The 22922-nt window shown below is 59.1% G+C and carries 19 protein-coding genes; 4 read left to right on the forward strand and 15 right to left on the reverse strand.

The features are described from left to right. Positions 1 to 53: 53 nt before the first annotated feature. The 9 genes from aroC to ACESMW_RS00545 all read right to left on the reverse strand — a co-directional run bounded on the left by aroC (position 54) and on the right by ACESMW_RS00545 (position 9841). Positions 54 to 1148 (reverse strand): chorismate synthase, encoded by a 1095-nt coding sequence (gene aroC, locus ACESMW_RS00505; RefSeq protein ID WP_372985139.1) that lies wholly within the window; start codon positions 1146 to 1148, stop codon positions 54 to 56. Positions 1149 to 1185: 37 nt separating this feature from the next. After that, positions 1186 to 2088 carry a 50S ribosomal protein L3 N(5)-glutamine methyltransferase gene (prmB, locus tag ACESMW_RS00510; RefSeq protein WP_372985140.1) on the reverse strand — a complete coding sequence of 301 codons (903 nt, stop codon included), beginning with the start codon at positions 2086 to 2088 and terminating at the stop codon, positions 1186 to 1188. An 89-nt stretch (positions 2089 to 2177) separates the two neighbouring features. After that, positions 2178 to 3389 (reverse strand): patatin-like phospholipase family protein, encoded by a 1212-nt coding sequence (locus tag ACESMW_RS00515; RefSeq protein WP_372985141.1) that lies wholly within the window; start codon positions 3387 to 3389, stop codon positions 2178 to 2180. Positions 3390 to 3393: 4 nt separating this feature from the next. Next, positions 3394 to 4245 carry a DUF4892 domain-containing protein gene (locus ACESMW_RS00520; protein WP_372985142.1) on the reverse strand — a complete coding sequence of 284 codons (852 nt, stop codon included), beginning with the start codon at positions 4243 to 4245 and terminating at the stop codon, positions 3394 to 3396. 52 nt (positions 4246 to 4297) lie between these two features. Next, the gene (locus ACESMW_RS00525; protein ID WP_372985143.1) at positions 4298 to 5218 is read right to left on the reverse strand and encodes an alpha/beta fold hydrolase; all 921 of its coding nucleotides are present in this window, start codon (positions 5216 to 5218) and stop codon (positions 4298 to 4300) included. 13 nt (positions 5219 to 5231) lie between these two features. After that, positions 5232 to 5582 carry a PilZ domain-containing protein gene (locus ACESMW_RS00530; RefSeq protein WP_091999324.1) on the reverse strand — a complete coding sequence of 117 codons (351 nt, stop codon included), beginning with the start codon at positions 5580 to 5582 and terminating at the stop codon, positions 5232 to 5234. 121 nt (positions 5583 to 5703) lie between these two features. Next, entirely contained in the window at positions 5704 to 6735 is a 1032-nt protein-coding gene (gene holB / locus ACESMW_RS00535) for a DNA polymerase III subunit delta' (protein WP_372985144.1), read from the reverse strand. Further along, positions 6732 to 8822: a DUF3488 and DUF4129 domain-containing transglutaminase family protein gene (locus tag ACESMW_RS00540; protein WP_372985145.1), complete on the reverse strand. Its 2091-nt coding sequence runs from the start codon at positions 8820 to 8822 to the stop codon at positions 6732 to 6734. Before ACESMW_RS00540 ends, holB begins: the two co-directional genes overlap by 4 nt. Beyond that, positions 8819 to 9841, reverse strand: coding sequence for a DUF58 domain-containing protein (locus tag ACESMW_RS00545; protein ID WP_372985146.1), 1023 nt, complete (start codon positions 9839 to 9841; stop codon positions 8819 to 8821). The genes ACESMW_RS00540 and ACESMW_RS00545 overlap by 4 nt, the downstream gene beginning before the upstream one ends. 177 nt (positions 9842 to 10018) lie before the next feature. On the opposite strand from ACESMW_RS00545, the gene ACESMW_RS00550 reads away from it, so the two are divergent. Then, entirely contained in the window at positions 10019 to 10636 is a 618-nt protein-coding gene (locus ACESMW_RS00550; RefSeq protein WP_372985147.1) for a hypothetical protein, read from the forward strand. Positions 10637 to 10773: 137 nt separating this feature from the next. On the opposite strand, the gene ACESMW_RS00555 is transcribed toward ACESMW_RS00550, so the two are convergent. Then, positions 10774 to 11754 (reverse strand): DUF6160 family protein, encoded by a 981-nt coding sequence (locus tag ACESMW_RS00555; protein ID WP_372985148.1) that lies wholly within the window; start codon positions 11752 to 11754, stop codon positions 10774 to 10776. Between the two features lie 166 nt (positions 11755 to 11920). After that, positions 11921 to 12538 carry a hypothetical protein gene (locus ACESMW_RS00560; RefSeq protein ID WP_372985149.1) on the reverse strand — a complete coding sequence of 206 codons (618 nt, stop codon included), beginning with the start codon at positions 12536 to 12538 and terminating at the stop codon, positions 11921 to 11923. Positions 12539 to 12717: 179 nt separating this feature from the next. Between ACESMW_RS00560 and pabB the strand changes: the two genes are divergently transcribed. Further along, positions 12718 to 14091, forward strand: coding sequence for an aminodeoxychorismate synthase component I (gene pabB, locus ACESMW_RS00565; protein WP_372985150.1), 1374 nt, complete (start codon positions 12718 to 12720; stop codon positions 14089 to 14091). A gap of 182 nt (positions 14092 to 14273) precedes the next feature. Here the strand turns inward: pabB and thrH are convergent, their stop codons facing one another. Beyond that, positions 14274 to 14888 (reverse strand): bifunctional phosphoserine phosphatase/homoserine phosphotransferase ThrH, encoded by a 615-nt coding sequence (thrH, locus tag ACESMW_RS00570; protein WP_372985151.1) that lies wholly within the window; start codon positions 14886 to 14888, stop codon positions 14274 to 14276. Positions 14889 to 15098: 210 nt separating this feature from the next. Between thrH and ACESMW_RS00575 the strand changes: the two genes are divergently transcribed. After that, positions 15099 to 15821 (forward strand): phosphoadenylyl-sulfate reductase, encoded by a 723-nt coding sequence (locus tag ACESMW_RS00575; protein WP_372985152.1) that lies wholly within the window; start codon positions 15099 to 15101, stop codon positions 15819 to 15821. 30 nt (positions 15822 to 15851) lie between these two features. Here the strand turns inward: ACESMW_RS00575 and cysB are convergent, their stop codons facing one another. Further along, complete coding sequence (gene cysB / locus ACESMW_RS00580; protein ID WP_372985153.1) at positions 15852 to 16829, reverse strand: HTH-type transcriptional regulator CysB; 978 nt, start codon at positions 16827 to 16829, stop codon at positions 15852 to 15854. Between the two features lie 194 nt (positions 16830 to 17023). On the opposite strand from cysB, the gene ACESMW_RS00585 reads away from it, so the two are divergent. Then, positions 17024 to 19762 (forward strand): LuxR C-terminal-related transcriptional regulator, encoded by a 2739-nt coding sequence (locus ACESMW_RS00585; protein WP_372985154.1) that lies wholly within the window; start codon positions 17024 to 17026, stop codon positions 19760 to 19762. A 248-nt stretch (positions 19763 to 20010) separates the two neighbouring features. On the opposite strand, the gene dinG is transcribed toward ACESMW_RS00585, so the two are convergent. Both dinG and ACESMW_RS00595 read right to left on the reverse strand, forming a co-directional pair. Further along, positions 20011 to 22200 carry an ATP-dependent DNA helicase DinG gene (gene dinG, locus ACESMW_RS00590; protein ID WP_372985155.1) on the reverse strand — a complete coding sequence of 730 codons (2190 nt, stop codon included), beginning with the start codon at positions 22198 to 22200 and terminating at the stop codon, positions 20011 to 20013. After that, positions 22200 to 22919, reverse strand: coding sequence for a general secretion pathway protein GspB (locus ACESMW_RS00595; protein ID WP_372985156.1), 720 nt, complete (start codon positions 22917 to 22919; stop codon positions 22200 to 22202). The genes dinG and ACESMW_RS00595 overlap by 1 nt, the downstream gene beginning before the upstream one ends. Between the last annotated feature and the right edge of the window lie 3 nt (positions 22920 to 22922).

A 22922-nucleotide genomic window follows, 5' to 3' on the forward strand; every position in this document is an offset into this window, starting at 1 on the left:
TTTCAACACCTCACCCGCACGCCCCCACTCGTGCAGGATTCAGGCTTACGACCCTATAGTTGACCGATAACGGGCGTAGAGACTTTCACGTCACCATTCTGACCACGATGGCGCAGGTAATGATCCATCAGAACGATGGCCATCATCGCTTCTGCAATAGGCGTAGCCCGGATACCCACACAGGGATCGTGACGACCGGTGGTAATCACCTCCACCGGGTTGCCGTTCACGTCGATGCTACGACCGGGCAAGCGCAGACTGGACGTGGGCTTCAGGGCGATGCTGGCTACGATTGGTTGACCGGAGGAAATGCCGCCCAGTACACCGCCAGCGTTATTGGAAAGAAAGCCTTCAGGCGTCATCTCGTCCCGGTGCTCGGTGCCCTTCTGTTCAACCGAGTCAAAACCGGCACCAATCTCCACGCCTTTCACCGCATTGATACTCATCAGCGCATGGGCCAGATCCGCATCGAGGCGGTCGAAAATCGGTTCGCCAAGGCCGGGAGGAACGCCCTCGGCCACCACGTTGATCCGGGCACCGATGGAATCACCCTCCTTCCGGAGCGCGTCCATGTAGGCTTCCATTTCAGGAACCTTGTCGGCGTCCGGGCAGAAGAACGGGTTCTGGTGTACCTGGTCCCAGTCCAGCTTTTCCGCCTTGATGGGGCCCAGCTGGGAAAGGTAGCCGCGGATCTTGATGCCCAGTCGCTGCTCCAGGAACTTCCTGGCGACGGCGCCGGCAGCCACACGCATGGCGGTCTCGCGGGCCGAGGAGCGGCCACCGCCACGGTAGTCGCGAACGCCATATTTGTGGGTGTAGGTGTAATCGGCATGGGCTGGTCGGAACTGCTCGGAGATCTTCGAGTAGTCCTTGGAGCGCTGATCCGTATTCTCGATGATCAGGCCGATGGGCGTGCCGGTGGTCTTGCCCTCGAACACCCCGGACAGGATCTTCACCTCGTCCGCCTCGCGGCGCTGGGTGGTATGGCGGGAAGTACCCGGCTTGCGACGGTCAAGATCCCGCTGCATGTCGGCTTCTGAAAGCTCCAGGCCCGGAGGGCAGCCGTCGATAATGCAGCCCAGGGCGGCCCCATGGCTTTCACCAAAGGTGGTTACCGTGAACAGTTTTCCAAAGCTATTTCCCGACATGATTCAGTATCTTATCCAGTTCTTGTGAGAATTCGATTTAACCGCGGGCCTGCCAGGCACGCAGATCTTCCGCCCGCAGAAGGAACACTCCGTCACCGCCATTTTCAAACTCCAGCCAGGTGAACGGCAGGTCCGGATAGGCCTGGTCCAGAGCCACCCAGCTGTTGCCCACTTCCGCGATCAGCAGGCCGTCTTCGGTGAGGTGGTCGGCTGCCGCTGCCAGGATACGGTGGGCGATATCCAGGCCATCCGCCCCTGCGGCAAGACCCAGTTCCGGCTCATGGTGGTATTCGTCCGGCATATCAGCCAAATCTTCCGCATCCACGTAGGGCGGGTTGCTCAGAATGACATCGTAGCGGCCGGTAATGTTCTCGAACACATCAGACTTTACGGTGCGAACCCGGTCTCGGACGTCATGAAGGTCGATATTCGACTCCGCGACTGCCAGGGCGTCCTCGGAGATATCGGACAGATCTACCTCGGCATCCTCGAACACCATGGCTGCGCCAATGCCGATGCAGCCACTGCCGGTGCACAGATCCAGTATCCGGGTGACTTCGGTATCGCCCAGCCAGGGCTGGAGACCATTTTCCAGCAGTTCGCCAATGGGCGACCGAGGCACCAGCACACGCTCGTCCACGTGGAATGGCATACCCATGAACCAGGCTTCACCGAGCAGGTATGCGAGCGGAACACGGTCGTTTACCCGGCGCTCGATACGATCCAGAATCATCGCGCGTTCGTCCCGGGTGAGCCGCGCGTCAAGAAACAGGGTGTTGTTCTCCAGCGGCAGGTTCAGGCTGCGCATCACCAGGTGAACCGCCTCGTCCCAGACGTTATCGGTGCCATGGCCAAAAAACAGTGGCGACGCTGCAAACTGCGTCGAGGCATAGCGAAGGTAATCGCGAATGGTCTGAAGGTCGTCGATGGGACTGGTCACAAGGATCTTTTCCTGTTCTGGCGCATGTCAGCGCGGGATTATACGCTGTTTGGCACCGCTCCTGCAGCCTAAACCAGCCCGGATCCTGCTCAGATGGCCAAGGGACCGGAGCTGCTCCTGTTCGCCTCGTACCGGTCCAGCGCCAAGGCCATACGCTCGCGCCCGAGCTGAATCAGCTCCGGCGCCTTGTGGTAGTCATAGGTCCGGCAGGCATTCTTGGGCACATTGACCAGCAGGTCGGGCGGATAACCGGCGATCTTGTACTGCACCAGTGCGCTTTGCATGGTTTCGATGGTCAGGTTCATTACATCGAATTTGCCAATGCCAAGCTTGTCCCAGTCGATGGTTTCGTGATCTTCCTGCTGTTTCTTATCGGTTGGTTTCTTGTCGTGGTTCTTGTGGTTTTCTTTTTTGTGGACCTCCCGACTGATTTTCTCCTCGGGACTTTCGCCATTGTCGGCTTTCCGGGCTCCGAGCGACTTGATGGCATCCCAGTCAAACCAGCGGGACGCCTTGTCCCGGATGGCGTCAACCCACTCTTCCATGTCCGAGGACTCGTCATCTGAGACAAACGCGGCGTCCGGGATCCGCTGTCGCTGGTCATCTTCGCCACTGAGGTTAACCGCTACAATCAGATCCGCGTGGGCAGAGATGGTCGGGATAATAGGTAACGGGTTCAACAGTGCTCCATCCACCAGCACCCGTCCATTCAGCACCAGGGGGGTCACAACACTGGGAATGGCAACGGAGGCACGGATGGCCTGATCCAGCGGGCCTTCCTGGAACCAGACTTCCTTATGGGCAAGCAAGTCGGTGGCAACCGCCGTGTAGGCCAGCGGGAGGTCCTCGATCCGGGTATCACCCAGCATCTCCCGGACCACGGAAAAAATCTTCTCGCCCCGAATGGCCCCCACGGAGTTGAAGGTGACATCCAGCAGCTTGAGCACATCGAACTGGCCAAGGCCGGTAACCCAATCCTTGTAGTCCTTCATCTTGCCCGCGCCGTACATGCCACCGATCAGCGCGCCCATCGAACAACCCGAGATCGCGATGATGTCGTAACCGCGCTCATTCAGGATCTCTATGGCGCCGATGTGGGCATAGCCACGTGCGCCCCCGCTGCCGAGGGTTAACGCAACGGTCTGCTTACGTTTTGTGCCAGGTGGCTTTTTCGCGATATTGGCCGGAGCCTCTGCCGCAGACACGTCGGAGCTTTGCAGGACCTTGGAAATGTTATCCTGCGGGGCGTCTGAATCTGGCTTCTCCGGGGATTCCCCGGTCTTTTCCTCATCCCTGGCCATGATCTCACCTCGAAATGACGGTCACTTCCACCCGGTCACCCTGACGATCCGGGTTTTCCATGGGTATAAAGGGGCCAACTACCAGTATTTTCTGCTGCTCCCGGGATATCCCGATACGCGCCAGCACTTCGGAGAGGGACTCGGTCGCCGCCCGGGCGCGTTCAAGGGAATCCTCCAGGGATTCTTCCGCTCCCAGACCCGAAAATCCGACCAGAACAACCACGGCGTTCTCTTCTGAGGCCCGCTCCCTCAGATTACGACGATCGCTTGCCGCCCAATCGAACTTGTAGGTAAAGCCGCCCTCATAGGGGACGATCAGCGGACCGAACACCCGATCAGAACCAGTATCGAATCCGGGCACCACTGCACCCTCACCGAGCCTGAGGTGTTCTACCCAGACGTACTCGCGCAAGTTGCCACGGGTTACGGTGTAAACAAGCGTCAGCCAACGGGTTCCATCCTCATCCAGTGATCCGGCAACCAGGTAATCCTGATCCGAATCCCGGCCGTTGAGGATCGCCTGGCCAAAAATGCGGTTGGCCCAGATCACACTCCGGCCGCAGCTGACCCCGGAACATTCATGCAGAACGCGAGCGCCCCGGGCCTGCAACAACTGGCGATAATGGCCACGAGCCGCGGCCCGGCCCGCATCCCGGTTAAGTTGGTACATTCGGCCTTCTCCCGAGACCGGCAAGCGCGCCATGGTGTCGGAACGGATTTCATTATTCACTTCCCGAAGCGGGCTGAACAACACCAGATGGCCGTTGGACTGGATCCGGGTACTGGTTTCCAGCTGCGACTGCGGGAACGGCTCTGGAAAACCGGATGCCAACGCCCCATTCGAAAGTGTAGCCAACAGGACCAGTATCCCGCCAAGGGATTTAACGAACCACTTTACGCTCAATTGTTTAACCATTGGTCAGAAATGCCCTTACCGCTTCTGCTACCGGAATGGTATCGCCATCAAGATGACAATGATGGCCGCCCGGAACGCGCGCCATTGTGAGATTCCTGATCCGCTCTGCCCTGTCGTCCAGGCCTTTGCGATGGGAAAGCAGGCCTTCATCGGCACGCACAAACAACGTCGGCGTCTCGATGGCTTCGAGGGAAGCCAGCACCTGCTGCTCCGTCATCATCAGTGGGGATGGGTGACGAAGACGCGGATCAGTACACCATACGTAACCGTCACCGAAAGGTTTCATATTCCGGGGTACCAGGGTCAGCGCGGCTTCATGGCTCAGCGGGCTGACGCCACCCTCCCGGGCCTTTGCAGCAGTCGTCAGATCCGGGTAGACCACCGACTTGCCGGATCCGTTCAGGCGCTTCTTGATGGCCCTTCTCAACTGGGGAATCGTTTCCTCGACCGGTCGACTGATGGCGCCGAGGCTGTCGATCATCACCAGATGCCGGACTTTTTCCGGGAAAGCCGCAGCGTACAGGGCGCTGACGATGCCGCCGAGCGAATGCCCCACCAGATCAACCCGGCTTTCATCCGATTGGCTGAAATGCCGTTCGATCACTTCGGCCAGATCCGCCACGTAATCCATCAGCAGGTAGGACTGGCCCGGTGACCGGTGACCGGACTTACCGTGCCCGGCCATGTCGATGGCATGAACATCGGCCAGCTTTGCAAGTTCCGGTGCAAGTTTCGAGAAGGTCAGGCTATTATCCAGCCAGCCATGAAGCATAAGGACCGGCGGCTGCCCGGGAACTCCGGGATCGGCAGACCAGGAAAGACCGGCAAGGTCAATGTTCTCGAGCTGCCAGACGGTTTCCGAGCAACACAACGATTTTCCGGCAGATCGTGCGGTTTCAGACATATCGTTCATGAAGCGGAACGCCTCACATGGTGTGTGTGGGGCGATCGGAACTCAGGGAGCCGGCCAGATAGGATTCAATCTTGGTACGGGCCGTTTCATCGTCGCCGTTGAACTGTACGCCGATGCCGGCGGCTCGGTTCCCCTGGGCACCCTTCGGTGTTATCCAGATGACCTTGCCGGCCACGGGGATCTTTTCCGGCTCATCCATGAGGTTGAGCAGGAGGAACACCTCGTCACCAAGCTGGTACTGTTTCTGCGTCGGGATAAACATTCCGCCCTGACGGATATAGGGCATGTAGGCGGCATACAGCACTGCCTTGTCCTTGATGGTCAGGGTGAGAATGCCACTGCGCGCGCCGAAACCTGGGCCCATATCTGACACCTTTTATTGTGTTGTCACGGTAACTCGTTCACACCGGGATAAGAAAATCCCTGTCATTTCGCAATCATAGCAGTTTGGGCCCCCATAGGCGTAGCCCTTACCGGCAATGCGGTCAACCGGTCTTGCGTCGCCTGGGCATCAGGGCCTGCCAGGCCAGTAACAACCGGCTGGCTTCCAGCTCCGGATTGGCGTTATAGACGCCGGCTGCCCTGGACTCCCGGATCATATCCAGCAGCTCATGCGCCCGCCACGCCGGGTTCCGCTTTGCCAGGAATCCCAGCATGTCTGCAGCCTCCGTGTCCGTGGCCTCGCCACCGGCCGCCATGCGTGCCAGGTCGGCGGCCCAGCCCTCGAACAGGAACAACGCATCTTCCAGCCCCATGGCCTTGAACGCCTTCGCAGCCTCGGCCACGGGCATCTGCCCCTTCATGAACTGCCGGAAGCTTTCGAAGGCCTCATCGCGAAGCTTGAGAAACTCGCCATTCACGTACTCAAGGGCAAGTCGGGGGGCGTTACCCGCCAGCATCAGGGCCTTGGCCAGTACCTCTGCGGATGGTCGCTGATCTTCATCCAGCTCCGTCACCTTCGCCAGCAGCCAGCGTTCCGCCTGCTCCCGCGCTGGCACCGGAATGTTCAGGGTCTGGCAGCGTGACCGGATGGTTGGCAGCACGGGGCGGCCGCTTTCCTGGAGCAGCAACAGGGTGACGTCCGCCGGTGGTTCCTCCAGTGTTTTCAACAGAGCGTTCGCGGCATTGATGTTGAGCTGGTCGGCCCGGTCAATGATCGCCACCTTGTGATGGGCGACCTGGGGTGAGCCCACGGCAAACGAGGACAGCGCCCGAATCTGGTCCACCTTCACCATGCGGGACTTTTCCGGTGCATAGATCCGCACATCCGGGTGGCTGCCGGCAGCAACAAGCTCACACTGCTTGCAGTGGCCACAGGCAACCGGAAGATCCGCTTCATCATTGACCGACCGGTCGCAAAGCAGTAACCCGGCCACAGCTTCCGCCCAGGCCCGCTTCCCGACACCCCGCTCGCCATTGATGATCAGTGCATGGGGCAGGCGGTCCTCAGCAAGCCGGGCCTGAATCTGTTGCCAGGCTCGCTGGAGCCAGGGCATGTCTTGGGCAATATCGGTCACGATGCTGGTCCGGATTCTGTGTGTGGTTGGCGCCGCTGTGAGGCTTCCCGTAATTGGCGCTTCATGGTGCCAAGTAACCGACGCATGCGCCGCAGTTCCTGATCATCGGATTCAGATGACGGCTTATAGTAATGGCTGTTCACCATCCGGGCAAAACGACGGGCGGTTTCCGTGACCGAAGGCCGCGCTTGCGCCAGCCGATCTGCCAGGGCATTGGGAGTCTCGCCCTGACGCACCGGTACACCGGCGCTTTCGCAGGCCCGGTGCCAGGATAGCAGCACTTTCTGGAAATCGTCCCGGCGTTCCCCCCGTCGCAACTGCAACGCTGAAAACAGGCCGGCGATCAACAGTCCCGCACCAACAATGCCAGCAGTCAGGTAGCCGAGCTCACGCAAGCCGATACCGCCGGGCAGCCGTGACATCAGATCCATCTGACTCTGGCCCTGGTAGCCAACCACCCAGCGTTGCCACTGGTAGTTGATTCGATCCAGCTGGAGACTGGCCCATTGCACCAGCGCCATATCACCGTACTTCTGGGGCGACAGAACCTCATCTTCCAGGAAGGAACCTTCCTCTGCCATCGCGTCCCGGAGGCCGGACTCGATCCGTGCCGGAGAAATCGCCACCGTGGGATCGATCCGCACCCAGCCCTGGCCATCCAGCCAGACCTCGACCCAGGCATGGGCATCGTACTGGCGCACAATAAGGTATTCACCCCCTGCCCCGGAATCGCCGCCCTGATAACCGACGACCACCCGGGCCGGGATGCCTGCTGATCTGAGCACGAACGTGGTGGCGCCCGCATAATGCGCACAAAATCCTCGCTTCTGATCAAACAGCAGGGCATCAATGCCATCCTCGGGCATGGCCGGCGGACGCAGCGTGTAGAAGTATTCCTGCTCCCGGAATCGGGTCAGCAGTTCATCCACAATGCCCTCGTCCGATAATTGGCGACTCAGCTCTTCCGCCAGTTCCCTGGCTCGCGGATTGCCCGAAGACGGCAGCTGCAGGAAGCGCCGCCGTTCGGCATTACTCAGCTCGGCAGCTCCGGCCCCGGACGATTCATCGAGGCTGAGGCGGTAACGCATTGTACTGTCGGCAGGCCGGCGGAAGCGGAACAGATCATCGCCCTCTTCCACCACGTTGTCGGAAACCGCCGAGGAGCCCTCCAGGGCGAAGGCCCAGCGCTGATCGGTGGGCTCCATCAGCACATCATATTCACTGCCGCCCAGCGGCCCGACTCCCCCATCCATGGCGATCCGGCCCGGACGACGGAAACCTTCTTCACGCCCCTGGCGCCAGGTTTCCCCATCCAGATAATCCAGTACCAGGCCGCGCCAGTAACGATCGCGGTAAGCGGGTATTTCGCCCCCGAACGTCGCCCGGAAGGCCCGTTCGCTGCTCTGCGCCAGGTTGGAGATATCCCCCGGCCGCATGGTGTCGCTGATGCCTGAGCGCGCCTCGCCGGAAACCAGAGGCACACTCCAGAGTGGTGCCATGCGGGGGAAGAACACGAACAACAGCACCACGACCGGCAGGGTCTTCAGTAGCAATCCGCCCAGGCGACGCCAGCCGGAAGGCATATCGCTTGGCAGGTCCGGGGCATTGAGCACTTGCAACCCCACCAGCAGTAAAGCAACCGCAAGGAAGTTCACCAACGACCACAGGATATTCTGCTGGAACAGGAAATTGACCCCAGCCAGGTACACCAGGATGAAAAACAGCACGTAGAAGTCCCGCGTTGAGCGGGTTTCCAGCCACTTCAGCCCCACCGCCAGCACAAAGAACGACGCCGCGGTATCCACGGTAAAACGGCCCTGGACGGTAGCGACATAGACGGCAATGAGCACCAGCATGATGCCGGTGCGCAACCAGCGCCCCGGAAGCCGGACCCTGCCTTCCTGCGCGAGCCAGCGCCACACTGCCAGTATCCCGCAGGCGGCCACCAGCCATATCGGCAGCCGGTCCCACTGGGGCGCCAACAGGATGGCAAAGCTGCCAATCAGCCAGAGTAAGGCATTCGAAGGCAGCGCATTTGCGGGCTCAACAGTCTCACGACCGAGAGAGAAAGCCTGGGTCAATTTCATGCGGCGGCCTCCTTCTCTCTCGGAGCTTCATGCCGGCGGGTACCATGCTCCGCCGCTATCGCATCTCTCGGAGGCTCTTCTCCCCACACGGCCAGTGCGCGCAGGCAGCGGGTAACATGTGCAGGCCCCTGATCGGGCTCAATCACCTGTCCCGGCAAATTCAGGCCGAATGGCGTGCTGGCCTTGGCCCGCTCCAGCACCTGCCAGGCGAGGTAGCTCAGTCTCAGTTCATTGTCCGCGCCGGCAAACGCATAGAAGTCCAGCCATTGCGGATTCCCCTGCTCGCCTTCCCAGTCCGCGACCACCATCTGCCCGGTACGGGCATAGCGCTTCCACATGACACGCTGACTCAGATCACCCTCACGCCACGGACGCAGGTCCGCATTGTCGTTTCCGGGGGTCGTGCGCTGTGCACTGTCCTCGTCTCCGTCCTCGACAGTGCTTCCGGCATCGGGCGCTGCCACGGGCCGCGGGAAAATGATCGCCGGCGATACCGGACGAATCCAGGACCAGGCCTTCAGCAAACCAAAAGGAAAACGGGTTTCGATCCGAACCATGTCCGGCCGTAGGTACCCGCGATGGGCGGAGGGAACCGGCAAGCTCACATCTTTCGCCTGCCCGGCGGGGATATGGAACGGGGCAAGCGTGGAGTCCTCACAGGAAAGGCGGATCGCAATAGTCGGACCATTCCCGGCGGACGCCCGGAACCGGTACGGAACTTCATCACCGGCAAAGCCCTCGCCCGGCTGGGTCACCGTCAACCGCAGGCCTGACAGGTTGCGATGGGTCTGGTGCATGGCACCGACAAACAGTGCGCCAAGAAGAAACGTGGTGAGATAAATCAAGCTGTTCTGGTAATTGATGCCGGTGATCAGCATCACCAACAGCAGAATTCCGAAGACCACACCGGCCCCGGTCGGGAGAATAAAAATGTTCTTCTGATTGAAGGACTGACTGTCCGATCGGGGGACCCGACGATTCACCCAGCGCTGCCAGCGTTCGCGAAATACTTTGATCATCCTGCCCTTCTGGCCATGTTGGAGCGTAAAAGTTCCACGACTATACCAATGAAACTTAGGCTTTTTATAAAGATACTGATAATTCAAAGAGACTGATCACAATCCCGATCGCACTCGGTTGAAAAACTGTCCAACAAACCGAATACTGAGAAGCAGATCAAAGGACGAGGCCATACCATGAAAGGCACACATCTGCTCGCAACCGCCATCGCCGGCCTGACCGCCAGCCTGGCAGCAAACGCGGGCGTGGAAGCCCTGACCTCCGACGAAATGGTGGAAACGTACGTCAAGGACTCAGCGGTCATCATCGTACCCAAGGAAAAGCGGAAATCCGAGGCCGACCGCCGGCGCATTATCCGCTCCCTGACCATCTCCCCGGGCGAGCCGGTGCTTACCGAATCTGAAGAAGAGGCCTATCGGGACCTGCTCCAGAAATACATGGAAGATGACCGGGAGGACGCCCTGAGCGCCGCGGAAGAGGAATTCATCCGCCGCGCCCTGCTGCTTCCTACCGACCAACTAGCCGCCGCGCAACCGATTGCCGAGTTCACGCCCACCATCCCGCCACTGATCTTTGGTCAGCAGATGGAGATTCCGGATGAGCCGTTCACCCAGACCTTTCTTAATGATCAGCTGAGTATCGGGTTTGATGGGCAGAATGTTAATTTCTCGATCGGGAATCCGCCGGGGATTGATCAGATCCGGATTCCGGAGGCGATTAATGAGGGACCGATCAGTTTGACGCCGAGAGCCGGGGGTGGGTTTGATCTTTCTATTGCGGTGCCTGAGCAGTAACTCAAAGTCTCACGCTTCACTTCGAAAACGGCGGCAGCATAGCTGCCGTTTTTTTATGCATGGCGAAAGCTCCCCGGATATAAACAAAAAACGCCCCGCGATGCGGGGCGTTCAACCAACACTGGTTTCAGGTCAGATTAGTGACCATAGATAGCCATCCTGGTGTTCTGAACATGCAGGTTGTCCAGAGCAACAGAACCGATGCTGGTTCCGCCGATGGCGACGCTGGCAATGTTCATATCCATAACGACATTGTTGACGTCAACTCGCAGAACGTCGGTAGCACCAGAGGTGCCGAGGCCAGAACCGTCCAGCCCGTTGCCTTTGTAGACATCCATATTCACGTTTGCGAAACCGGTAAGCACCGCTTCCTCTGTCCCGCCAATTGGCAAACCAAATTCACCATCAGCTTCGCTGCCGTCAGCAAGAATGCCGCCATCACCATCATAATCGAAGTTTTCCCCAGCACCTGTGATAGACATCCCCTGAATACCAACTGCCAGGAACGGAACGTCAAAGTTCATGCTGTTGACGGTGAAAGCAGTGTCGATGTTCAGGGAACCGTCACCGGTACCACCCAAAGCAACGGAAGCATCCTCGGTGTTAACCCGAATATCCAGCTTCGCCAGCATACCCCATGCACTCATACCGGAGATCAGGGTAGTGCTGTCAGTGCCTTCCAGGTTCATTGAAGCCGCCGTGAAGCCCCAATCGATGGGCTGACCGCTAATAGTGTGTACAGAGATGACTGCATCACCGTCGTCATCGAGATCGATATCGATCGACAGGTCGTCCAACAGAGCAGTAGCAGCAGTATCAGGCGTTCCGCTGCCATCGGTATCGAAGATAGGGTTTGAGCCAGTTACGAGACCGGCACCGCCCAGCTCAATATCATTCACGGTGAAAGAACCTCCACCGATCTCATCAGTACCACCACCATCAGTATCGGTGTAGCTGAACTGACCAATGCTGACCTGGGTTTCGAGCTCGATGGTCACACCGGCCTGACCGGTTACGTTACCCATCGCGGAATCATCCATAGCCGTCAGTTCTGCCTGTGCGGCAAACGGCGCGGCAGCTACGGCTGTAGCAAGTGCAATTTTCTTCAGGCCTTTCATTCTTATCTCCTTATAAACTCATCATTATTCTTGTGTGAGTCTGTATTTTTTGAAGCAGGATCTGTGATCCCACAAATCCATTTAAGATTGTTTTACAGTCTGAATCCGTGATTGCACTCACAATTCTCCACCACACTGAAACGAACGGTTACAAAACGGATTTACGTCACGTTTTGTCCTGGCCCTGCACTTCGCCCTCAGTATCTCGGCCGTCGTAGAAGAGTTCGTATGGCTTTTTCTGGGTGTTGGGCTTACCGAAGCTCAGATTGCCCTGCTCAAAACGATAGGGAACCACCTGCAAACCTGAGAGCCCCAAACGATGCTCATGTTCAATTGCAAGCACTCGAGTGTTGTCACCCTCTTCCACTGTGCCTGCATAAACGATTGCTGTTGCGAGAATCTTGCCGTGTCGGGCGAGCGACTTCAGGGCTGCCCTGAACATCAACACCTTCATGGTTGCCGCAGCTTGTTCGCCACTTTCGCCCAGCCGGACACGCTTGACTTCACCATCATTCATCATCATCCAGGCGGCAGGAATGACAACCCCGCTTTGCTTTAGCTCTTCGCCCACCTCTTCACGAGCCACGGCCGTTAATTTCTGCATATGCTTTGCAGCCAGGCCGGCGTACTGTTTGATCTCATCCGAGGTCAGCTTCCCATCAGAGAGTGCGTTGCGATCCGGTATTTCCGCATCACTTTCGTCTTGAGCCAGAACCGCTGGCGAAGCGGAAATAAGCGCAAGCAGAGCCGATAGGAAAAATGGTTTCATATTCGCCATCATCATTGTTGTCCTTATATTCTTTCGTCTTTTGAAGAAGGGCTGGCGTTAGTGCGGTAAAATACCGACCATTCATTCGTCGCCCTCTATTCTCCTTCAATTTCATTAGATCAGTGGCGCGACAAACCCGACAACGCCCGTTTTGTGCCCTGTTTATCATTCTTCCAAAATTCTTCGGAGGTACCTTGAGCCCGGCTACGACCCGCCAGCTTTCCCGGGAGGAATTCACCCGCTTGCTGCAACACGCCTCGACGCAGGACGATTTTGTCCATGTCGGTACTGTAGGCGAAGGCGCTGGACGTGGTACCTGGCGCGGGTTTTCGTGCGGTGCCGCTGAAACTCGGGTTTTGAACCTTGGTGAGGTGGATAGCGAAGGGCTCGTCCGGCTGGCCGGGGAAATGGAAGCGGAAGTCGGCAAATACGCAGGCTACTCCGCTGGCATCGAGTGCCTGGTCGGTGGCTGGATTGGCTTTCTGAGTTACGAGCTCGGCTACATCCGCGAGCCGCGGCTTGCGCCCTTCTGCCCCACTCTGCCGGTGCCTTTATTTTCTGCCGGTTTGTATCTCTGGATGGCCAGCCATAACCGTCAGACTGGTGACTATTACCTCTGGATGCATCCGGGATGCCCGGAGAGTCTGGTTGGCGAGATAGGCGAGTGGCTTGCCGATGCGGATGGCGATGAGCCTTACAGCTGGGAGATCACCAAGCCTTTCAAACCCCGGCAATCTCCGGAATCCTTTAAAACCGGTGTCCAGGCTATCCGGGATTACATCCAGGCTGGTGACTGCTATCAGGCCAATCTTTCCCAAGAGTTCATCGGCAAGTTCCGCGGTGATCCCTGGTGTGCGTTTCAGGCGTTGGCGGAGGCGAACCCTACTCCTTACAGCGCTTTTATTCGCGCTGGTGAATATTCGGTTCTTTCCGTCTCGCCAGAGCGATTTCTTGAGATCGAGGGGCGAACGGTAAAGACAAGTCCTATCAAGGGTACCCGGCCACGTGGGAAAACTCCGGAGGAGGATGCGGCGCTTGCGGCCGAGCTTCAGGCCTCCGAGAAGGATCGGGCCGAGAATCTGATGATTGTGGACCTGTTGCGCAATGATCTGAGTGTGAATGCGACAACCGGTTCGGTTTCGGTGGACCAGCTGTTTGCGCTGGAGTCCTATCGTAATGTGCATCATCTGGTCAGTCATATTCGGGCGGAGTTGGCTGAGGGGGTTTCGCCGCTGAAGGCGCTGTTTGATGCGTTTCCCGGGGGTTCGATTACCGGTGCGCCGAAGATCCGGGCGATGGAAATTATCCGGGAGCTGGAGCCGCATTGGCGTGGGCCGTACTGTGGCTCGGTGTTCTATTATGGGTTGGATGGGCGGCTCGACAGCAATATTGCGATTCGCACCCTGCTTTGTGATGGCGAGGGGACCATTCGGTGCTGGGGTGGTGGGGGTATTGTAGCGGATTCGGATCCGGAGGCTGAGTATCAGGAGACGTTGGCTAAGGTTGGGTCTTTGATGGGGTTTTTGGAGGAGTTGGAGGTTGGGCCTGGGGGGAAGGGTTCAGGGTGAAGGTGGGGTCAGAAGAAGGTTTTCTTCTGACCCCGAGTTCAATGCCTGCACCCAGTTAGCTTCTGGCCTTGTGGGATGAAGAAGGGGTCAGATGAAGGTTTTCATCTGACCCCGGAGATCTGGCCTCATCCTGAAAATGGGGTCAGAAGAAAGCTTTCTTCAGACCCCGGCTTCCGGTCAATTCAGCAGTCGTGGACGGTGCTGGCTTTGAGGAATTCCTGTTTCAGCTCGTCGAAGTTGTGGACGGCCGGGAAGTGGGGAAATTCGTCGATGACGTTTTGCGGGGCGTGGATGAGGATGCCCTGCTCTGCCTGGCCCAGCATGGTGGTGTCGTTGTAGGAGTCGCCTGCGGCGATGACGCGGTAGTTCAGCAGCTGGAAGGCACGTACTGACTGGCGTTTGGGGTCGCGCTGGCGCAGGAGGTAGTTGGTGATCTGGCCGTTCTCGGCCACTTCGAGTTTGTGGCACAGGAGTGTCGGGTAGCCCAGCTTTTTCATCAGGGGCATGGCGAACTCGTAGAAGGTGTCTGACAGGATCACCACCTGGAAGCGCTCGCGCAGCCAGTCGAGGAATTCCCGGGCGCCGGGCAGCGGGTCCAGCTCGCAGATGACTTCCTGGATCTGCGGCAGGCCATAGCCGTGCTGGTCGAGAATGCGCAGGCGCTGCTTCATCAGCACGTCGTAATCGGGAATGTCACGGGTGGTGGCCTTGAGCTCTTCAATGCCGGTTTTCTCGGCGAACGCGATCCAGATTTCCGGGATCAGTACTCCCTCAAGGTCAAGACATGCGAGTTCCACAATGGTCTCCTGATTACGTGGTTCGGTGGCTGAGCTGCCGCTCGTGTTTGATCAGGAGCGTATGATAAGGAAATCCGGGGCGGAATGCATCGTGATTCTGGCTTTCGAATCCAGGGCAATAGGGTATAAATATATAGATTGTCATTCCTTCCGGCTATGAGGGATTTAATGTTAGCCTGCCTGAACACTGATTAAAGGTATGTTTTCTCCATGACGGATATCGACACCCTTCGCACGGAACTCGAGGGCCAAAGTCCCAGGGCCATCCTCAAGGCCGCGCTCCAGCGTTACGACAACATCGCTATCTCGTTCAGCGGTGCCGAGGATGTGGTCCTGATTGAAATGGCCCACAAGCTCACCGATAACCTGCAGGTGTTCACTCTGGATACCGGCCGGTTGCACCCGGAGACCTATGAGTTTGTGGAGAAAGTCCGCAAGCATTACGGCATCGAGATCGAGGTGCTGTTCCCCGACGCAGCGGAAGTGCAGGATCTGGTCAACCGCAAGGGGCTGTTCAGCTTTTACGAGGACGGCCATTCCGAGTGCTGCGGGATCCGCAAGGTCAATCCGCTGAAACGCAAACTGGCGACGGTGGATGCCTGGATTACCGGCCAGCGCAAGGACCAGAGCCCCGGTACCCGCAATGATGTGCCGGTGGTGCAGGAAGATGCGGCGTTCTCAACAGAAGACAGGACCCTGGTGAAGTTCAACCCGCTGGCCAACTGGACGTCCAAAGAGGTCTGGGACTACATCCGGATGTCGGAGGCGCCCTATAACGAATTACACGAGAAAGGCTTTTTCAGCATCGGTTGCCAGCCGTGCACCCGGCCGGTGCTGCCGGGCCAGCATGAGCGGGAAGGCCGCTGGTGGTGGGAAGAGGCCACAAAAAAGGAATGCGGCCTGCATGCCGGGAACCTGATCGCCAAAGACTGAACAGGCTCCCGATCCTTTCGAACTGCCCACTCAATAGGTGGGCAACTCCACGTCCTTGAACAACTCCTCGATCTCTGACCGACTGCCCTGATGGGCCACTGCCGCATCTATCCTCTCCTTGGTGAGATGCGGAGCAAACCTGTGCATGAAGTCATACATATAGCCGCGCAGGAAGGTGCCCTTGCGGAAGCCGAGCCGGGTGACACTGGGCCGGAATAGTTTGCGGGCATCCAGGGCAACCAGGTCGGTATCGGTCTTCGGATCGAAGGCCATGCTGGCGATTATGCCAACGCCGAGCCCCAGCCGCACATAGGTCTTGATGACGTCGGCATCGGCGGCGGTAAACACCACCTTGGGGGTCAGCCCCTGTGACTGGAAAGCCTCGTCCAGCTTGGAGCGTCCGGTGAAACCGAACACGTAGGTCACCAGCGGGAACTCCGCCAGTTCCGGCAAGGTCAGCTCCGGCTTTTGGGCCAACGGGTGATCCTTGGGCACGATCACGCTGCGGTTCCATTTATAGCAGGGCATCATGATCAGATCGGTGAACAGCTCCATGGCCTCGGTGGCAATCGCGAAATCCACCGCGCCGTTCGCTGCCATCTCGGAAATCTGCATCGGTGTGCCCTGGTGCATATGCAGGGACACATCCGGGTACTCTTCGATGAAGCCACTGATAATCGGCGGCAGCGCATAGCGGGCCTGGGTATGGGTTGTGGCAATGCTCAGGTCACCCTTACGCTGGTTACTGAATTCCTGGGCAATCTTCTTGATGCCTTCCACCCGGCGCAGGATCTCGCCCGCCTCCCGGATGATGATCTCGCCACCCGGGGTAATACGGGTCAGGTGCTTGCCACTGCGGGCAAACACCTCGAGGCCAAGTTCGTCTTCCAGCAGACGGATCTGTTTCGATATCCCGGGCTGCGAGGTGAACAGACTTTGAGCGGTCGCGGACACGTTCAGATCGTGATGCGCGACTTCCCAGATATAGCGCAATTGTTGTAATTTCATCGATTGCTGCACTCCCGCATAAAAACTTTAACTTTCATTCTTTTTTATTATAGATAAAACCTTTTCCAAAGTTTAGACCAAAATTGCATTTACGCATCATCTGACCGCGATCTGAGTCATTAGAAACCTTGACTTGTCTGACGCAAAGCACACAATCGGTTTTATATCTTTAAACTCCGGCATTCAGGGAACCAATGCTGCTTACCACGAAATTCCTAAGGCCCAGTTCCGATCCGAGAGCGGTTCCCCGCGATCGGTTGCGGGCCCTACTGGATCCTGCAGGCCCAAAACGCCTGGATCTGGTCATTGCCCCTGCCGGGTTTGGCAAGACTACGCTGGTCAGCCAGTGGTGTGCCCGCACCTCCTCTCCTACCGCCTGGCTGTCCCTGGACGCGCACGATGACCAGCCCCGAAGATTCTGGCAGTACGTGATCGGTGCCTTCGAATATGCGGGACTGCCAGGCATGGCCCAATGCCACAAGCTGCTGGCGCAGGAGGACAACGGAGATCCTACCGCCGTCATCACCGCGCTGATCAACGAGCTGGCCCGGGATGGCAGCGCCTGGGCGCTGGTTCTGGATGACTACCACTTTATCCAGGATGTCGCCATCCACCGCCAACTGGCCTGGCTAATCGATTACCTCCCGCCGGGCGTGCTGGTTTGCCTGGCCTCACGCACTGAACCACCCCTTCCGCTTGCCCGCTGGCGGGTTCGACGCTGGGTAGAGGAAATCCACCCGGGATTGCTCGCGTTCTCCGAAGATGAGTGCCACCAATTTTTCCGGGACACCATGGGGCTCGACATAACCGAAGAGGATGCCCGCACGATTTGCCGTAAAACCGAGGGCTGGGTTGCGGCCATGCAGTTGTCGGCACTCTCCGGTGACAGCAACATTTCCCGGGAGGGACTGGCGAAACCAGCCGGAAGCCTTGAAGTAGATGAGCGGCATATCAGCGATTACGTACTGACCGAGGTGCTCGAAAAGCAGCCCGCGCACCTGTCCGACTTTTTGCTGGAAACCGCCTGCTGCCCCCGATTGAATGCCCCCCTGTGTAACAGCATCCGGGGACGGGACGACAGCCAGGAAATTCTGGAAGAACTCCTCCGGCAGAACCTGTTCCTCATTCCACTGGACAATCACAACAAGTGGTTCCGTTACCATGACCTGTTCCGGGATGCCCTGGCAAATCGGATGCAGCACAGGCATCCGGAACTGGCTGAAACGCTGTGGCGCAAAACCGTCGACTGGCTTCTGGCTCACGGCCACGTGCAGGAGGCCATTGCCCAGATTGTCCGCCACCAGGACTGGCCCTGGCTGGCCCGGGTACTGTCGGAGCACGGCAATAACCTGATCCACGGAGGCTTTCACCTGCCGGTACTGGACTGGCTCGGTGCGCTTCCCGAGAGCCTGTTAAGCGAAAGCCCGCAATTGCAAATGCTGAAGATCTGGGGCTTGTTCTTTGCCAATCGCGTCGACAGCCTGGAGCCTCTGCTCGTTGCCCTCGAGGATCTTCTTGACCGACGGGTAGCCGATTCCCACCCGGATGCCGAGGGAGCGCTCGGATTGCACAGCGAGATTTCCCTGATCCGCTCCTACCTTGCCCGGTCCCGGAGTGACGACAAGGCCGCCAGTGCTCTCACAAGACGGGTACTGGAAGAGATCGACCACACCCGGATCCCCCTGAAATCTGTTACCTATTACGGGATTGGTCTGGACTGTTTCGGCCGGGGCGAGTTGCCCGAGGCCGAGGATGCCCTGCGCTCTGCCGTCCATTATGGCCGGGTGGAGCGGAAGCCCAGCACAGTGCTGTCCAGTGGAGGCCTTCTGGCCTGGATCCAATACAACCGGGGCGATATCGAGCTGGCCCTGGAAACCTGCACCGAGGTTCGGCAGTGGGTGGACAAACATTACTCCGACCCGAGCCAGCCCCGGCTGATTTCCTGCTGGCAGAACAGTGCCCTGACCGAAATCTACCGGGAGCGTAACGAGCCGGAGCTGGCACGGAGCCACCTTGCGCCGCTCCTGGAGCACGTCAGTAACGGAACCGAACCCGGCCAGCATGTGGTCATCCAGTATGTACGCGGTCACCTGGCCTTCAGCGAGGGCCGGTTCCGGGATGCCATCGAAGCTCTCGAGGATGCCTGGCAAACCAGCGGGAAACGGCGGGACCATATTGTCTTTGAACCGCCGGCGAGTGCGGCCCTGCTCGCTCGCTGTTTCCTGGCTGAGGGGCACCCTGAAAAGGCCGCGAGCATCATGTCGGCCACGGAGAATGAAGAGGCCACCAGTCCCCTGAACCGGGAACAGTTACGCATCAGCAAGGCCCGGGTCTTGAACGCCCGGGGCATGCCGGAGGAGGCACTGGATTGCCTGCAAGGGCTAAGGGAATCCGCGTTACTCCATGCCCATAATCGCCACCTGGTAGAGATCCTGCTGGTATCCGCGGAAGCCCGGGACCTTCTGGGCCACACCGAAGAAGCCACTGCCCTGCTGAGCGAAGCACTTGAGCTTGCCTCCGGGTCCGGCTTTGTCCGGCTGTTCGGAGAGGAAAGTCCCCGGCTGCGGGAAATGTTGCTGGACCTGCCGACACTGCGGACACCAGGCAGCTGGAACCGGCAAGTCCTGGACATGCTCCGGGAAACGGAGAGCAAGCGGGTTGCGAGTGAACGGCAGGCGACCAGGACACCCGCCGGCCACCGATTTTCCGCGGCAGAGGATCACCGGGGCCTTGTGGAGCCACTGAGCCAACGGGAAATGGAGGTTCTGGCCCTGATCAACGAGGGCCTGGCCAACAAGGACATTGCCAGCAAGATCGAGGTCGCGCCGGCAACGGTCAAGGCCCATATCCGCAATCTCTATGGCAAGCTTGCCGTGGGACGCCGGACGGAAGCCCTGGCCAGGGCCCGGGAGCTGGGACTGCTGGAATCCTGAGCGGGAGTCAGCCTCAGAACGTGACAGCCTTCACATTTTCCGAAACCTTTCCCTGGCCACTACGCCCTTTGGACGATCCGCCTACGCCATCTACTCCCCTATTATTCTCCCGACGGTGAGGCAAAGCCCCGCCACGAAATTCTGAAACTTCAGGCCTTCAGATTTCTCTTGTACCGCGTTGTTTCGACGCCCGGGTTCGAAAAGAACCCCTTCGCCAAGAGCCGCCCAATGGGACGGCTCTTTTTTTATCAGTGCTCGATGATCCGGCGGAACGGTGGCAGGGCGTCCAGCAGCAGCTGGCCATAACGGCGGGCAATGATGCGCCGGTCGAGGATCGTCACTCTTCCGGTGTCCTGTTCGGTCCGTAGCAGGCGCCCAACCGCCTGCACCAGCTTCATCGAAGCGGCCGGAACCGTGATTTCCATGAAGGGATTACCGCCTCGCTGGGTCACCCATTCAGCGAGACTGGCTTCGATGGGATCGTCGGGCACCGAGAACGGCAATCGGGTGATCACGACGTGGTGCAGATATTTGCCGGGCAGGTCAATGCCCTCAGCAAAGCTGGCTACCCCGAACAGCACGCTCGGCCGACCCTCATCCACCCGGCTGCAATGCTGTCTCAGGACTTCCCCTTTGGCCATGTCGTCCTGAGTCAGGATCAGGTTCGGATATTCCGGTGCCAGGGCATCGCGCACTTGCTGCATCTGCCGGCGGGAGCTGAATAGCACCAGGGTGGCTTTTTCGCCGGCCCACAGGTCCGGCAGGCGTTCGACCAGCGCATCGGTAAAGGCATCATCGGTGGGCATGACTTTCATGGCGGGCACCTCCACCGTCGCCATCTCGCCATAACGGAACGAGCTGGGTACCACCAGGTACTTGCTGGCCTCGGGCAGTCCCGCCCGGGATCTCAGCCGATCAAACCGGCCCAGCGCGGTCAGGGTGGCACTGGTGAGCACCGCACCATAGGCCCGTGACCAGAGCCGGGAATACAGCAGGTTGTCCGCCAGCACCGGCGAACTGTAGAGGGTAATATCCTCGGCGTGGTCCCAGCGCTGTCTCACCGCCCAGCGGGCCGGTGGCGGGCTCTTGGGCTTTGGTGCCGGGGCGCCCGGTTCCTCATCACCCTCCTTTTCCTGGCTGCCGGAACCGGCCTGGTCACACCACGCCGCCCAGAGCCTCAGTTGATCCTCGGACCGGCTGTGGAAGGAGCCGATCACCGGGTACCACGCCTCGGCGGTATCCCGGTCGATGTCGTGTTCCTTGCGATCGTCAAAGGCCGCCTGAAGCTCATCGGCCAGCGAGCCAAGATGACGGACCAGTCCTGCGGTGGCAATGCGTGCCTCCCCGGCAAGTTCCGCCAGCTTCTCGGGCAACTCCCCTTCGGGATAGCGCCACTGGGCGGTCCGGCGCTCCTCGTTGAACTCCCAGCCGGTGTTCTGTTCGGCTTCCTCGTATACCCTGGTGAGCATCTGATCCACATCACGGGCCGCCGTGCTGATCTTGTCCAGGGTCTTGACGCCCTGGGTACCGGGGGCCAGGAACGGCTGCATCTTCACCAGTGCCTGGGACAGCTGCTTGAGCCACTGTCGGGTGGCGTTCAGGGGAACCGAGGCAGCGAAATGGTTCAGGGCCTTGTCCGGCAGGTGGTGGGCCTCGTCAAAAATGAACAGGGCGTTTTCCGGCTCAGGCAGGATTGCACCGCCGCCCAGCGCCAGGTCGGCCAGCACGAGGTCATGGTTCGCGACGACGATATCGGCGTCGTCCAGGTCCTTGCGGGCGTCAAAGAACGCGCAGCTGTCAAAATAGCTGCAATGGCGGTTGGTGCACTGTCGGTGGTCGGTAGTGACCTGACGCCAGACGTCATCGGGAATCTGCTCCGGCCAGTGGTCCCGGTCGCCATCCCACTTCCGGGAGCCGTAACTGGCCAGCATTTCCTCGAAGAAGGCGCGGGTACCCGGTTCGTCGCCGGATTGGTTGTCCAGCAGGAACAGGGGCATGGTGTCGCTGTCCCCGTTGCCCTCATCGTGAAGCCGTGCTTCCAGCCGGGACATGCACAGGTAGCGGCCCCGGCCCTTGGCCAGGGTCCAGGAAAAATCCATCTTGCTGTGTTTTTTGAGGTCCGGCAGATCCTTGAGGACAATCTGGTCCTGCAAGGCCACAGTGGCGGTAGAGATCACCAGCGTCTTGCCCAGTGCCTTGGCGACCGGGATCGCGGCAATCAGGTAGGCCAGGGTCTTGCCGGTACCGGTTCCCGCTTCCACCACACAGGTGGCGGCCGGCGAGGTGCGCTGGCCATCATTATCGGTGATCTCCCCCATATAGCGGGCGATCTCGGCGATCATCAGTCGCTGGCCATAACGGGCCCGGATATCCTTGCCGGCCAGAACATCCCGGTAGCCTTGCTGGATCTGTTGCTTAATCTCTTCCGTCAGTGCCATCAGCGCGGGCTCACCCAGTCGCGGACGATGCCGACCCTGAACGATTGCCCCTGCCTGCTCAGCACCACACCGTCTTCGGTGATGCGTTCCACTGTCAGGCCGGAGAAGGTGTCTCCGGTGCGCAGGTAGTTGTCATTGATCATCACCCGGCTTGATGACGGGTCGGATGAGTAGAGATGGCTGTTAAAGGTCAAATCGGGAATACTCTTCTGGAATGACAGGGGTAACTCGACGAGATGCGGTACCCTGCCTGAGCTTTCGACCTCAGGCAATACCGGATTGCCATCGCTGGCACTGACGGAAGGCACGATGATGGTCGGCTTCTCCGATACCCGAGGCGCCGGGACAGCCTGGGGCTCCGGCCTCTCCACTTCTTCCGGCTCGCCGGTCTCTGCCACACCCTGGTCCGCCGACGCCTGACTGACAGGTTCCGGTGCTTCGGCAGGCATTTCCTGGCTGGTTTCCATAGCAACGTCATTGTTGACGTTAGCCGGGTCCTGTTGCAGTGCGGGAGTCGCAATCAAGCCACGGTCCGGCCAGAACACCACGGCCACAACCGCCGCGTTTACCAGTAATGCCAGGGCAATCCAGATCGCAGCTGAACTGCCCCGCTTCTTTTTGGGCCTATGAATGAGCTGAACCTGCTGGCCCAGATCAGGAACCTTGCCCTGGCGCCGTTCGGTTTCGGATTTCCGGAGTGCATCGAGGATATAGGACACGGC

This window comes from Marinobacter sp., assembly GCF_041690455.1.
Taxonomy (GTDB): Bacteria; Pseudomonadota; Gammaproteobacteria; order Pseudomonadales; family Oleiphilaceae; genus Marinobacter.

Excerpts from the sequence above, each read along its gene's own strand:
- aroC (WP_372985139.1), bottom strand. The coding sequence starts at position 1,148 with ATGTCGGGAAATAGCTTTGGAAAACTGTTCACGGTAACCACCTTTGGT.
- ACESMW_RS00515 (WP_372985141.1), bottom strand. The coding sequence starts at position 3,389 with ATGGCCAGGGATGAGGAAAAGACCGGGGAATCCCCGGAGAAGCCAGAT.
- ACESMW_RS00525 (WP_372985143.1), bottom strand. The coding sequence starts at position 5,218 with ATGAACGATATGTCTGAAACCGCACGATCTGCCGGAAAATCGTTGTGT.
- ACESMW_RS00530 (WP_091999324.1), bottom strand. The coding sequence starts at position 5,582 with ATGGGCCCAGGTTTCGGCGCGCGCAGTGGCATTCTCACCCTGACCATC.
- ACESMW_RS00540 (WP_372985145.1), bottom strand. The coding sequence starts at position 8,822 with ATGAAATTGACCCAGGCTTTCTCTCTCGGTCGTGAGACTGTTGAGCCC.
- ACESMW_RS00545 (WP_372985146.1), bottom strand. The coding sequence starts at position 9,841 with ATGATCAAAGTATTTCGCGAACGCTGGCAGCGCTGGGTGAATCGTCGG.
- ACESMW_RS00550 (WP_372985147.1), top strand. The coding sequence starts at position 10,019 with ATGAAAGGCACACATCTGCTCGCAACCGCCATCGCCGGCCTGACCGCC.
- ACESMW_RS00555 (WP_372985148.1), bottom strand. The coding sequence starts at position 11,754 with ATGAAAGGCCTGAAGAAAATTGCACTTGCTACAGCCGTAGCTGCCGCG.
- ACESMW_RS00560 (WP_372985149.1), bottom strand. The coding sequence starts at position 12,538 with ATGATGATGGCGAATATGAAACCATTTTTCCTATCGGCTCTGCTTGCG.
- ACESMW_RS00575 (WP_372985152.1), top strand. The coding sequence starts at position 15,099 with ATGACGGATATCGACACCCTTCGCACGGAACTCGAGGGCCAAAGTCCC.
- cysB (WP_372985153.1), bottom strand. The coding sequence starts at position 16,829 with ATGAAATTACAACAATTGCGCTATATCTGGGAAGTCGCGCATCACGAT.
- ACESMW_RS00585 (WP_372985154.1), top strand. The coding sequence starts at position 17,024 with ATGCTGCTTACCACGAAATTCCTAAGGCCCAGTTCCGATCCGAGAGCG.
- dinG (WP_372985155.1), bottom strand. The coding sequence starts at position 22,200 with ATGGCACTGACGGAAGAGATTAAGCAACAGATCCAGCAAGGCTACCGG.